Origin of the sequence: Paenibacillus sp. UMB4589-SE434 (genome assembly GCF_030226685.1) — a bacterium.
Taxonomy (GTDB): domain Bacteria; phylum Bacillota; class Bacilli; order Paenibacillales; family Paenibacillaceae; genus Paenibacillus_B.
Map to the genome: position 1 here is coordinate 275757 of NZ_JASOYK010000001.1, position 12559 is coordinate 288315.

The 12559-nt window shown below is 45.5% G+C and carries 15 protein-coding genes; all 15 read left to right on the top strand.

The genetic code is table 11. The features are described 5' to 3' along the window. Nucleotides 1-47 precede the first annotated feature (47 nt). The 15 genes from QP775_RS01290 to aroC all read left to right on the top strand — a co-directional run bounded on the left by QP775_RS01290 (nucleotide 48) and on the right by aroC (nucleotide 12558). Nucleotides 48-1562: a sugar ABC transporter ATP-binding protein gene (locus QP775_RS01290; RefSeq protein WP_483311999.1), complete on the top strand. Its 1515-nt coding sequence runs from the start codon at nucleotides 48-50 to the stop codon at nucleotides 1560-1562. Beyond that, entirely contained in the window at nucleotides 1552-2553 is a 1002-nt protein-coding gene (locus QP775_RS01295; RefSeq protein WP_285105657.1) for an ABC transporter permease, read from the top strand. Before QP775_RS01290 ends, QP775_RS01295 begins: the two co-directional genes overlap by 11 nt. Nucleotides 2554-2734: 181 nt before the next feature. After that, nucleotides 2735-3007: an HU family DNA-binding protein gene (locus tag QP775_RS01300; protein WP_028544248.1), complete on the top strand. Its 273-nt coding sequence runs from the start codon at nucleotides 2735-2737 to the stop codon at nucleotides 3005-3007. A 196-nt stretch (nucleotides 3008-3203) separates the two neighbouring features. Next, nucleotides 3204-3431, top strand: coding sequence for a trp RNA-binding attenuation protein MtrB (gene mtrB / locus QP775_RS01305; protein ID WP_239327221.1), 228 nt, complete (start codon nucleotides 3204-3206; stop codon nucleotides 3429-3431). 166 nt (nucleotides 3432-3597) lie between these two features. Beyond that, nucleotides 3598-4089: a hypothetical protein gene (locus QP775_RS01310; RefSeq protein ID WP_239327222.1), complete on the top strand. Its 492-nt coding sequence runs from the start codon at nucleotides 3598-3600 to the stop codon at nucleotides 4087-4089. A 172-nt stretch (nucleotides 4090-4261) separates the two neighbouring features. Continuing rightward, complete coding sequence (locus tag QP775_RS01315; protein ID WP_239327223.1) at nucleotides 4262-5137, top strand: heptaprenyl diphosphate synthase component 1; 876 nt, start codon at nucleotides 4262-4264, stop codon at nucleotides 5135-5137. A 23-nt stretch (nucleotides 5138-5160) separates the two neighbouring features. Next, nucleotides 5161-5922, top strand: a complete 762-nt coding sequence (locus tag QP775_RS01320) for a demethylmenaquinone methyltransferase (RefSeq protein WP_285102976.1) — start codon at nucleotides 5161-5163, stop codon at nucleotides 5920-5922. After that, entirely contained in the window at nucleotides 5915-6784 is an 870-nt protein-coding gene (locus tag QP775_RS01325; protein ID WP_239327225.1) for a UbiA-like polyprenyltransferase, read from the top strand. The genes QP775_RS01320 and QP775_RS01325 overlap by 8 nt, the downstream gene beginning before the upstream one ends. Further along, a complete protein-coding gene (locus tag QP775_RS01330; protein WP_285102977.1) occupies nucleotides 6784-7389 on the top strand; it encodes a UbiX family flavin prenyltransferase in 606 nt (201 codons plus the stop codon). Before QP775_RS01325 ends, QP775_RS01330 begins: the two co-directional genes overlap by 1 nt. After that, nucleotides 7382-8263 carry a menaquinone biosynthetic enzyme MqnA/MqnD family protein gene (locus tag QP775_RS01335; RefSeq protein ID WP_239327227.1) on the top strand — a complete coding sequence of 294 codons (882 nt, stop codon included), beginning with the start codon at nucleotides 7382-7384 and terminating at the stop codon, nucleotides 8261-8263. The genes QP775_RS01330 and QP775_RS01335 overlap by 8 nt, the downstream gene beginning before the upstream one ends. Nucleotides 8264-8271: 8 nt before the next feature. Beyond that, nucleotides 8272-9246: a heptaprenyl diphosphate synthase component II gene (hepT, locus tag QP775_RS01340; protein WP_285102978.1), complete on the top strand. Its 975-nt coding sequence runs from the start codon at nucleotides 8272-8274 to the stop codon at nucleotides 9244-9246. 98 nt (nucleotides 9247-9344) lie between these two features. Beyond that, a complete protein-coding gene (ndk, locus tag QP775_RS01345) occupies nucleotides 9345-9788 on the top strand; it encodes a nucleoside-diphosphate kinase (RefSeq protein ID WP_239327229.1) in 444 nt (147 codons plus the stop codon). Between the two features lie 184 nt (nucleotides 9789-9972). Next, nucleotides 9973-10854 carry a CheR family methyltransferase gene (locus tag QP775_RS01350; RefSeq protein ID WP_239327230.1) on the top strand — a complete coding sequence of 294 codons (882 nt, stop codon included), beginning with the start codon at nucleotides 9973-9975 and terminating at the stop codon, nucleotides 10852-10854. A gap of 99 nt (nucleotides 10855-10953) precedes the next feature. Further along, nucleotides 10954-11208, top strand: a complete 255-nt coding sequence (locus tag QP775_RS01355) for a hypothetical protein (protein ID WP_285102979.1) — start codon at nucleotides 10954-10956, stop codon at nucleotides 11206-11208. 180 nt (nucleotides 11209-11388) lie between these two features. After that, a complete protein-coding gene (gene aroC / locus QP775_RS01360) occupies nucleotides 11389-12558 on the top strand; it encodes a chorismate synthase (RefSeq protein ID WP_285102980.1) in 1170 nt (389 codons plus the stop codon). Nucleotide 12559: the final 1 nt, after the last annotated feature.

The following is a 12559-nucleotide window of genomic DNA, read 5'->3' on the forward strand; positions in this document are numbered from 1 at the left end:
TGAAGACGGGAGACGCTGCTGTGGGCGTGTCCCGTTCCTTGCTTCGCATGAGCGGTATAGGGAAGTCGTTTAACGGTAACCCTGCCTTGCAGCATGTGGAGTTTGTCGCATATGGCGGCGAGATTCAAGCGCTGCTTGGCGCAAATGGTGCGGGTAAAAGCACTTTAATGAAAATATTGTCTGGAGCATACAGCTTGGATGAAGGAATCATTGAATTAAACGGTCAAGCCATTCACATTCATGCACCTGCTGATGCAAAACGGTTAGGCATTCATTGTGTCTACCAGGAGGTTGATACAGCGTTAATACCGCAATTATCGGTTGCGGAAAATGTGATGCTGGACCGTCTGGCATATGGCACTGGTTCTTGGTGGGTGAAGCCGTCCAAGATTCGAATGGAGGCAGAGCGGGCATGTCGAGAACTTGGAGTAGCATTGCCCTTGCACAAAAGAGTGGGCGAGTTGTCGCTCGCAGACAAACAGATGGTTTTAATCGCCAGAACGCTAGTCGAACAAGCCAAAGTTGTAATCTTTGACGAGCCTACTGCACCACTTAGTCAAGAAGAGTCAGAGACACTGTTTAGGGTCATGCGGACGATGCGTGATCGTGGTATCATTGTTATTTTTATTACGCATAGGCTGCCTGAAGTATTTGCAGCATGTGATCGGGTGACAGTGATGCGAGACGGGAAACTCGTATATCAGGAATTAACGAGAAGTAGCACCCAAGCGCACATTGTTAGTGAGATGTTAGGCAGGTCGTTCCAAGAAGAGTTTCCTAAGGCAGATGCAGAAATAGGCAATGTCGTACTGGAAGTCAGCGGCCTTCGGCTAGGCAACAAAGTGCGGGGAGTGGATTTGACGGTTAATGCTGGCGAGATCGTCGGCATCGTGGGCCTGGTAGGCGCCGGCAAGACGGAATGCGCTCGTCTAATAGGTGGTGCAGATCAACCAGAAGCGGGGCAGTTTAAGATCCGAGGCCGCAAAGTTAGCTTCAGAGACCCCGCGCAAGCGTTAGCAATCGGCATTGCCCATATCCCGGAGGAACGGCGCAAGCAAGGAATTTTTGTGAATGAATCCGTGCGGGCCAACCTCAGTCTGCCGATACTGCGTAAGTTTGCTCACTTCGGCTGTATCTCCCGCGCAGGAGAACAAATCTGGAGCAAAGCAGTTGTCGAACGGTTGGGCATCAAGACAGCTTCTGTCGAGAGTGATGTGAAATATTTAAGTGGAGGCAACCAGCAAAAAGTATCAATCGGAAAATGGGTGGAAACTGCAGCAGACCTATACGTGTTTGATGAGCCAACCAAAGGTGTTGATATTGGAGCTAAAGGGGATATTTTTCGTCTCATTGGTCAGCTTGCACAGCAGGGGAAAGGCATCCTTTATTTTACATGCGAGTTTTCCGAAGCAGTTGGCATTGCTGATCGAACCATCGTCATGTGTGACGGAGAATTCGTTAAACATTTCAAGCGGGGCGAAGTAACCCAGGAACAACTGCTATTTTATGCAAGTGCTGGCAGGGAGGAGAACAGCAAGCATGAACACGGACATCAAAGATAAGCTGCTGCTATTTTTGTTTCGTTATGGGGCAATTATCGTGATCATAGGCGTTATCGCTTTTTTCACGATACGATTAGATTATTTTTTTACGGGCTCTAACATCGCTGACATTTTGCGATCTATCTCTATCGTAACGTTCGTGGCGATTGGTGTCACATTTTCACTTATTGTGGATGGCTTTGACCTCTCGGTCGGGTCTACTGTGTCGCTGACAACGGTAGTTACCGCTGCTATGATGATATGGTATGAAATGCCGCTAGCGGTTGTTATTATTGTCCCGATTATTACTGGCGCTGCGATTGGATTATTAAATGCATTGTTTATCGTAAAATTTCGAATTCCGGATCTTCTGGCGACTTTAGCGGTTATGTACATCATTGCGGGTATCCACAAGACGTATACCAAAGGCTATTCTATTTATAACCACATGCAATTTCAGGATGGAACCAAGGCGCCTGGCAGGATGTCAGATGCTTTTCTGACTATCGGGCAGGGTGAATTTTACATCGGAAGTTTCTCGATACCAATTCCAGTGCTGCTGATGATCGCTGCAGTAGTGGCAGCACATGTATTACTTTCTTATTCCCGCTTTGGGAGACAAATGTATATGACAGGGGGCAATGAAGAAGCAGCTCGATTGTCTGGTATCCGAGTTAAGCACATACGTACTTGGGCATACGTATTGTCCGGTATCTGTGCGTCTATTGGTGGAATTTTGTATGCTTCACGTGTTGGTACTGGTCAAATCGATGCAGGAGCTCCGTTATTAATGGAAGCTGTAGCAGCCGTGTTTGTGGGCTTTTCGGTATTCGGCGCGGGCAAGCCGAACATTCTGGGCACTTTTGTCGGCTCTGTGCTTATCGGAGTGCTTGTTAACGGGTTAACGATGATGAATTTGCAATATTACACACATGATATTGTCAAAGGAACGGTGTTAATTCTGGCATTGGCTGTTACATTTTACGTGGTTCAAAGGTCGCGTAGAGCCTAACGGATTGTTAAAAGGGCAGGAATGCCCTTGCAATTGTGAATCGTGTATATTACTATAAATTTGTTCCAATTTGCGGAATATGCAATCAAGAACATGATATCGCATATTCAGATGTATAAATTGTCATAAATCCGTGCACAAAAGGGATATTGGCATACTAGAATCGAGAGGTGAGTTTAAAATGAACAAATCCGAATTAATTAATGAAGTGGCAGAAGCAACTGAGTTGTCCAAGAAAGACGTGACAAAAGCAGTTGATGCGGTATTCGAAGCCATTTCGAACGCACTGCAGAATGGTGACAAGGTTCAACTCGTTGGCTTTGGCAACTTTGAAGTCCGCGAACGTTCCGCTCGTAAAGGGCGTAATCCGCAGACTGGGGAAGAAATTGAAATCCCTGCTAGCAAGATCCCTGCATTCAAACCTGGTAAAGCTTTGAAAGACGGAATCAAGTAACCATCACTTGTCGGTGACTTTTCGTAAGCTTACATAGTATCCATCGATGGCAAGCCGTGACGTTCGTCACGGCTTGCTTGCTTATTACGGCGAGAGATGGAGAACGGAGTGAATATGTGATCCCGGTTGACAAGCTTCCATGTTGCGGGCATCATTACTTATAGGATTAGGTAATTGTGAAAAGGAGGACACAGGTGTGGAACAATCGCAGAATGATTTTATTGTTGTAAAAGCGAAAGAACAGGGCGTTCAGGTTATAGGATTGACTCGTGGTCAAGATACTCGCTTTCACCATATGGAGAAGTTGGACAAGAATGAGGTGCTTGTAGCTCAATTTACAGACCACACTTCTGCAGTGAAAATACGTGGCAAAGCCATCGTGATGACTAAGCATGGCGTCATTCATACGGATACAGATGAATAATGCAGGCATAGCCTGCTTTTTTTCATTGTACAATGAGGTATGGACATCCTTGCATACGTCGAAACTATGATGTAAGCAAGGAGTTGACGATAAGAGGTGAATTGCATTGCAAAAGCTTCGCTTAATAGTCTTGTCTCTCCTCATAACCGTAGGAGGTACGGTTGGATTGGGAATTGTTGCTTCGCTCGGGCAGAAACAGCAGGAAGTACGGAATCATGTGGCGGTGTTTACGCCTTCACAGTCAACGATAACGCTTGATAACGATCATATCGTTGATCAACTGATAAGCAGCGGTTATTCCCTGCCTATCCGCCGCGTTCAGTTTAGTAAGGATGGCATGTTATCAATGGATATCAAAGTTTCCTCGAGTGTGCAGAATGCGAGTATTTTGTACGAAGAACTTCATCACTGGATGTACTACTGCTTTAACGAAACAAGTAATGTCAACCGGTTGCAGCTAAGAATTGTGCTGGAAGATGAACGATTGCGCAAAAAGCATGTTCTCCTTGCGGTGGATACGCTGCGAGACAAGGTTACTTCTGAACGACTACAGGAAATCAAGCATGCATATGACGGAATTTCAGCTGAAACCGTTCGTGCACTGCGTTTGACCTATACCCCGCTTTGGCTTCAGAAATTCTCAACATCAATGCGATAACGAATGGTGGCAGCTGTTGTGAAGTGGATATTTATCCTGACGAATAGGTGATTGCGTCAACCTGCACTTCGGTTTTGATTTGTCAATAAAATATGTCCGATCAAACAAAACATATGCTATAATAATCTAGATCACGACATCCAGAAGGATGACAGCACTCGGAGGCAGTTACATGAAAGGTTATCATATACCGCAACTCGTTCAACGGTATGTCGAGCATGACATGATTCAGGCGCACACAGAGCTGCCGGCATTAGCTAATGCACGCGCGGCGATGCTGTTCGCCTTTTTACAGCGCAATCGAGCTAATACCCATATTAGCGAGCTCGCCTGTGTCGTCACTTCATTGGTTCAGTTGGGGCTCGATACTCATGATTGGGTAGAGATGGCCGCGGATAAAGATGACCGCAATATGCGTTCTAGACAGCTTAAGGTGCTTGCAGGCGATTATTTCAGCAGTCGCTTTTATCATTTGTTAGCCCAAGCGGGACAAGTTGATGCGATCCGCTCGTTGAGTCGAGCGGTATGTGAAGTGAATCGCATGAAGATGACGATGGTGGAGAAGATGAGGCAGTGGAAAATAACAGCTGAGGGTTATTTGCAAGATTGCATTAACTTGAAGCAGTGCTTATTTCATGCCTTTGATGAGCGTTTGTTGGCACAGGATATTTCCTTTTGGGAAACGTTGCTGTATCGATTGTCAGAAGTTGAAGTAATGGAGCAGGAACAGGTCCGTGCCCACGATTATGATGCATTTGAAGGCAGTTGGTCTTTTTGGCATATTATGAATAGTGCTGATGCGGATGAACGTCACATGCTGATGAACAGAAGCTTCGACCAGATCTCGTGGATGCAGTTAATGGACAAATACGATTGCAAACAACAATTATCCAACCTGGTTCATAAAGCACAGCTCAAATATGAGCAAGCGATAGCTTTATGCAGCCCAGACCTGCTTGTTGATTTAGGATATGTGTCAAGCGATGCGCCTTATGTATCGAATCCGACAACTATGCCTTCATTTAGCAGTGCTCCACAGCACGGATAATACACACAATATGACAGCAGGCGATGAAAGGACAAGGTGACGTGAACGTGAATACACATTCGCCAAAGACGGGCAAGTCCAAGGAAGAACACGTACACTCGGTGTTCGAGAGCATCGCGCCGAAGTACGATATTATGAATGATATTTTGAGCTTCCGTCGGCATAAAGCTTGGCGCGGCTACACGATGCGTAAGATGAATGTACAGCCAGGTCAGACCGCATTAGACCTGTGCTGCGGCACAGGAGACTGGACGATCCAACTTGCACAAGCAAGTCAAACAGGAGCTATTACAGGCCTAGATTTTAGTCCACACATGCTGTCCTATGGACAGAAGAAAGTGGACAAACTGGGGCTGCAGAATCAGATAAGGCTTATAGAAGGGAATGCAATGGCGCTCCCTTTTGCAGATGACAGCTTTGATTACGTGACGATTGGTTTTGGATTACGTAACGTACCTGATTTTATGCAAGTGATTCGAGAAATGAGACGTGTAGTTAAGCCGGGGGGCAAGGTGGTATGCTTGGAATTGTCCAAGCCAACTTGGCAGCCGTTTAAAGGGTTATATTATTTTTATTTCCGCAAGATGCTTCCGCTGCTTGGCAAACTAATTGCCAAGCGATACGATCAGTACAAATGGCTTCCTGAATCTTTGACCACATTTCCTGACCATGTACAACTGGCCCAGATGTTTCGTGAAGCAGGTCTTGAGAGCGTTGAGGCCAAGCCATTCACAGGTGGCATCGCGGCATTGCATATAGGAACAAAGGGGAAGGGTCATGCTTAAAAAAATTCGAATATTCCTTGAGATGATCAAGATTGAACATACGTTATTTGCACTTCCATTTGCATTTATGGGAGCATTACTCGGATCTATGGTTGTTCATCAGCATTTACCAAGCTGGTCGCAGATCGGCTGGGTGCTTATGGCGATGGTAGGCGCACGAAGTGCTGCCATGGCGTTGAACCGTGTTATTGATGCGGCTATTGACGCCAAGAATCCGCGAACAGCCAATCGTGCTATTCCTGCCGGTTTGCTTAAGGCGGGGGAAGTCCTATTGTTTACTGGAGTATCGTTTGGACTGTTAATATGGGCAGCAGCTATGCTTGAGCCATTATCCTTTTATTTATTACCAATTGCAGTCTTTATGTTAGTTTTCTACTCCTTTACGAAGCGATTCACTTGGCTTTGTCATGTCGTACTTGGCTTAACGATAGCTTTGGCGCCATTGGGTGGCTGGGTTGCGGTTACCAATGTCATGGACTGGACTGCCATCGTATTTTTCCTGACGGTTTCTTGTTGGACAACAGGCTTTGATATTATTTATGCCTGTCAAGATTATGAGTTCGATAAGAAAGAAGGTTTGCACTCGATTCCCGTACGATTCGGAATAACACGTTCTTTACGTATTGCGCGTTGGTTCCATATTGTGACGGCGATCGGATTTGTCATGCTGGCATTTATGACAAGTCTAAGTTGGTGGTACATTATTGGTATGGTGATTGCGTGCGGACTCCTTATTTATGAACACCTGATTGTGAAGCCGCATGATCTGACCAAACTGAATACGGCATTCTTTACGATGAATGGTGTGCTTAGCATCGTTGTATTCGGATTTACCCTCTTGGATTTGGTGGTGTTGCAGTAGTGGATAAACAAGATCGTTATGTTGTAGGTATCACAGGGGCGAGCGGCGCTATTTATGGCGTTCGCCTCGTTCAAGCTTTGCTTGAAGCAGGGCATTTTGTCCACCTGCTAATATCAGATGCCGGTTGGCGAGTGTTAAAGGAAGAATTGGATTGGGAGGTTACCAAACGGCAGGTTGCGATAGAACATGCCTTTGGTGAACAAATCCATAACATACAGTACCATCCAATTCAAGATATTGGTGCGAGTATTGCAAGTGGATCTTTCCGGGTAAAAGGTATGATTATTATGCCTTGCTCTATGGGGACGTTATCAGCGATTGCACAAGGCGCTTCCGACAATCTAATGGCAAGAGCGGCGGATGTTATGATGAAGGAAGATCGGCCGTTGATCATCGTACCACGGGAGACGCCACTGCATGCGATTCATCTGGAAAATATGCTGAAGCTGTCTCGAATGGGTGTACGCATGATTCCTGCTATGCCTGCATTTTACTATCGACCACAAACGCTGGATGATATCATCAATTTCCTTGTTGGCAAAGTATTAGACAGCTTGCGTATTGAGCATCAACTGTTCACGAGGTGGGGGGAGACCAATGCATAATCATCCGTTTGAATCGAACCATAATGAGGGCTGCATCCGAATAGGACGTATTAATTATACCAATGTATGGCCTATTTTTTATCATTTTAACCCGCAGCATACTAAAGCGGAGATTGAAATGATACCAGCCGTTCCTTCCACTCTTAACAAGGCAATGCGTGAAGGCAGCATTGATATGGGACCTATCTCGGCATTTGCTTATGGGGTCTCTAGCGATCAATATGCTTTGTTTCCTGATTTGTCCGTGAGTGCCCACGGCGCAGTTAATTCAATTTTGTTATTTTTGAACAAGCCGCTTGAGGAAGCGTTAAATGGGACGATTGCATTGACTACAACTTCCGCTACGTCTGTTAATTTGCTGAAGATCATTGCGGAGAAATTTTATCATGCCAAGCCTTCTTACTTGCCTATGGATCCCAATATTGATAAAATGATGTCCCAAGCAGACGGCGCACTTTTGATCGGTGACCATGCTATTCGTGCTTATTGGTCGAACCGGGAGCATGGAAAGTATGAGGTCATTGATCTCGGCGAGCGTTGGAATCATTTTACGAAGCATTGGATGACATTTGCGGTATGGGCGGTCCGTAAGGAAGCAATCAAGCGATATCCGGAAGATATTCGTTGTATCGTTGATTCTTTTGAAGCGAGCAAGCAGCTCAGCATCGCAAATCCAGAACCTCTGGTCCAAGAAGCTGTCGATCAGATTGGCGGAGATGCAGCATACTGGCGTCATTATTTCCATCATCTGAATTATGATTTTGGCCCAGAGCAGCAGAGAGGCTTACAGCTATATTTTGAATATGCTTATGAATTAGGGCTTATTGATCACAAAGTACATTTAGATATTTGGTCGGAAAATACGGTTGGTTAGGTGAAAGCATGAAACTGTGGGACATTTATGCAACGATGAAAAATGACGTCTCCTTTATTGAACGTGAATTGGAACGGACGATCGTATCCGATCACGAACTGCTAAATGAGACGTCGTTGCATCTGTTAAAGTCTGGTGGCAAGCGAATACGGCCTGTATTCGTCTTGCTTGCCGGCAAGTTTGGTACATATGATTTAGAGCAATTAAAGCGGGTGGCTGTTCCCCTCGAGTTGATCCATATGGCTTCGTTGGTACATGATGATGTCATTGACGATGCGGATACAAGACGGGGCAATTTGACGGTGAAGTCAAAATGGGACAACCGAATTGCGATGTATACCGGGGATTATATTTATGCAAAAGCACTGACGATGATTACGGAGCTTGAGAATCCGCATATTCACCGCATCCTGTCCAAAGCAATGGTACAAATGTGTATTGGTGAGATGGAGCAGATTCGCGATTTCTTTAATACAGATCAGTCAGTCCGCCAATATTTGCTGCGCATTCGTCGTAAGACAGCTATTTTAATTGCGATAAGCTGCCAATTGGGCGCTTTGGCGGCAGGCTCGGACTTAAAGACTAGCCATTTGCTGTATCGTTATGGATACAACGTAGGGATGACTTTCCAAATTCGGGACGATGTGCTTGATTTGACGGGTACGGAGGCTCAGATTGGTAAACCACCGGGCAATGATATCAAGCAAGGTAATATTACACTGCCTGTTTTGTTTGCTTTACAAGACAACAATATCCGTCTTCCTTTATTAGAAGAGATTCATCGGATTCGTCAGCATAATGGAGATACCGATGTGTCGGAGGCGTTATCGATTATTCGGAATAGCAAAGGCATATACGAAGCAGAGCAATTGGCTAACCGTTACATGCAGAAAGCTTTAGATGCTCTAGTACAGCTACCTGATCGACGTGCCCGCAAAAGCTTGCGTGACATTGCTCACTTTATTGCCAATCGATCCCATTAAACATTTAACAAAATGATGAACAAAAATAGTGTACATACAAGATATATCTGGTATAATGCGTGTGTTGGACAACTTCACATGTATCGAGGAGTGAACGTATGGAACGCACATTCATCATGGTTAAGCCAGACGGCGTACAACGCGGTCTAATCGGAGAGATTGTAAACCGCTTTGAACGTAAGGGTTTCAAGCTAGTTGCCGGCAAACTAATGATTGTTTCCCGTCAACAGGCGGAGTTTCACTATGCGGAGCACAGCGAGAAACCTTTCTTCGGAGAACTAGTAGATTTTATTACATCCGGTCCGGTGTTCGCCATGGTATGGGAAGGCGATGATATTATTTCCCTCTCACGTCTCATGATCGGCAAGACAAAAGTTGCGGATGCACAACCAGGCACGATTCGTGGAGACTTTGCTTCACACACGAATTTTAACTTGGTTCATGGATCGGATTCGCCTGAAAGCGCTGCCCGCGAGATTGGTAACATGTTTGAAGAATCGGACGCTGTTCAATTTGAGCGTGCGATAGAGCCTTGGATTTAAGTCGAAATTATTATCTTTTTTGTTGCGAATAGATGTAAGAGCTTACATGAAGCAGGAACATCGAAGAACACGGCGAATGTTTAACATTCGACCGTGTTTTTTATTTCATGAAACATTAGCTGAACAGTACAGCTCACGGTAGGCTTGAGTATAAAGATAGCGAAATTTACGGGGTGAACAAAGTATGGACAACAAGAATGTTCGAATAGGTACGGGCCGTCCAGATACGGCTTCTGGTCTAGAAGAGCTGCAGGCACGATCCATCGTCTACACAGACGAAGAAACTAAAGATTATTATCGATTTATTGAGCAGGTTCGCAAGAAGAGCGGCATTGATCTTGCCCTTTACAAGGAAGCACAGATGCGGAGAAGATTAAATACACTGCGTGTGAAGAATGGATATGCAACTTTTGATGCTTTCTTTAGATCAATGGATGCTGATAAACAGTTATTTTATGAGTTTCTGGATCGGATGACAATTAACGTCTCCGAGTTCTGGAGAAATCCGAATCGCTGGCAAACGCTGCGTGAGCGTGTCCTTCCTTATTTGTCAGCACAGAATCGAAGTCTTCGTTGTTGGAGTGCTGCATGTTCGACTGGGGAAGAACCGTATACGCTGGCTATGATCTTAGACGATGCTCGCTTGCTAAACACGACCACGATGATTGCAAGTGATATCGATGATAACGCATTGGCTAAAGCTAAGGAAGCTTTGTATATGGAGCGCGCGCTAAAAGACGTGCCTACGTCTTTTCAAGATACATATTTTCATAAGGAAGAAGAAATGTACCGAGTACAAGACAAGTTGAAGCGTTCAATTACGTTTCGTAAGCAAAATTTATTGTCTGATACATTTGACGGCGGATATGATCTCATCATTTGCCGCAATGTGATGATCTATTTTACCGAAGAAGCCAAGCATGAACTGTATCACAAGTTTTCGAAGGCGCTGCGACCTGGCGGTGTATTGTTCGTAGGCAGCACAGAACAAATTTTTAATCCGGCCCAATATGAATTCGAGACGATGGAGACCTTTTTCTACCGTAAAGCGAAGTCGACCGTATAAGGCAGCGGCTAATATCCGATACTGAAGGTAACTGCTGGGTGAGTAGTTGCAGCTATGGTACTTGATATGGATATTCGGACCACATACGGAGGAACAACTATGGACAAAAGAACAGTCATATCGGCCTATTATCGAGGTGAATTATCTCTTCAAGAATGCGCGCAGATACTAGGCTTGGAGCTGAGCCCCTTACAGAGCTGGCTTCAGCAGGATAAGACTTGGAACTCGATCGCCCACGAAAGCCATGAGCTGCAATTGGGTATAAGTATGGATACCAATAGTGGCGCTGACGCATGGACTGGTGCAAGTGATCAAGTAGCTTCTTCCTTCGGGTTCCTCTTCAAAAAAGTGTAAAGTTCAGATTCATAAGATGAATATAAGCTCTAAGCATACGTACGAGCACGTTCCGGCGCCATACAGGCGATGCGGGACGTGCTTTTGTTTTCTTGTCAAACGTTGCCGCCTATACTATAATGAGCAAAAGAGATTGAGATTTTAGCAATTCAACGCAGCACAGTCAAAGGGGGAATACACGTGAGTTTACGTTATTTAACAGCAGGGGAAACACACGGACCACAATTGACTGCCATCATTGAAGGAATGCCAAGCAATATGGCCGTTGATTTTGAACAATTGAATTTCCAATTGCATCGTCGCCAGAAGGGATACGGTCGCGGTCGTCGCATGCAGATTGAACAGGATACAGCAACAATAGCAGGTGGAGTCCGTCATGGACGCACAACAGGAGCACCAATTGCGCTTATCGTAGAGAATAACGATTGGAAACATTGGATGAAAATTATGAACGTGGAACCAATCGAAGGAACAGATGAGGAGAAGCGTCGTGTTCATCGTCCGCGTCCAGGGCATGCCGATTTGAACGGTGGTTTGAAATATGATCTTAAAGATCTGCGTAATGTGCTTGAGCGTTCCAGTGCACGTGAGACCGCTGCTCGTGTTGCTTGTGGCGCACTTACACGGCAATTGCTTGCTGCGTTTGGCATTAAGGTAGCAGGTCAGGTCATACGGATTGGTGAGATTGAGGCGCCAGCGCATAATCTGCCTATCGATGAGCTAATCGAACGAACGGAGCAATCTTCCGTTCGTGTCGTGGATCAGGAGACAGAGCAAAAGATGGAAGCTTACATCGATCAGATCAAAGAAGACGGCGATTCTATTGGCGGCATTGTGGAATGTATGATCGAGGGTGCTCCTATCGGTCTTGGCAGTCATGTACAATATGATCGTAAGTTGGACGGACGAATCGCACAGGCAGTTATGTCCATCAACGCATTTAAAGGCGTTGAGATCGGCATTGGATTTGAAGCGGGCCGTTTGCGCGGTTCACAAGTACATGACGAGATTGAATACGACGAGAGTCGTGGATTCACACGTGCCACTAACCGTCTGGGAGGCTTCGAAGGCGGCATGACCAATGGAATGCCGATCGTGGTTCGAGGTGTCATGAAGCCGATACCTACTTTGTACAAGCCGCTGCGCAGCGTGGATATTGATACAAAGGAAGCCTTTACAGCGCAAGTTGAACGCTCAGATGCGTGTGCTGTTCCCGCGGCAAGTGTCGTATTGGAAAATGTAGTCGCATGGGAAGTGGCGAAAGCCTTCTTGGAGAAGTTTGGCGGTGACTCGATGGAAGAGATTAGAGCCAATTATGAGAACTATTTAGCGCAGCTTGCGCGCTATTAGG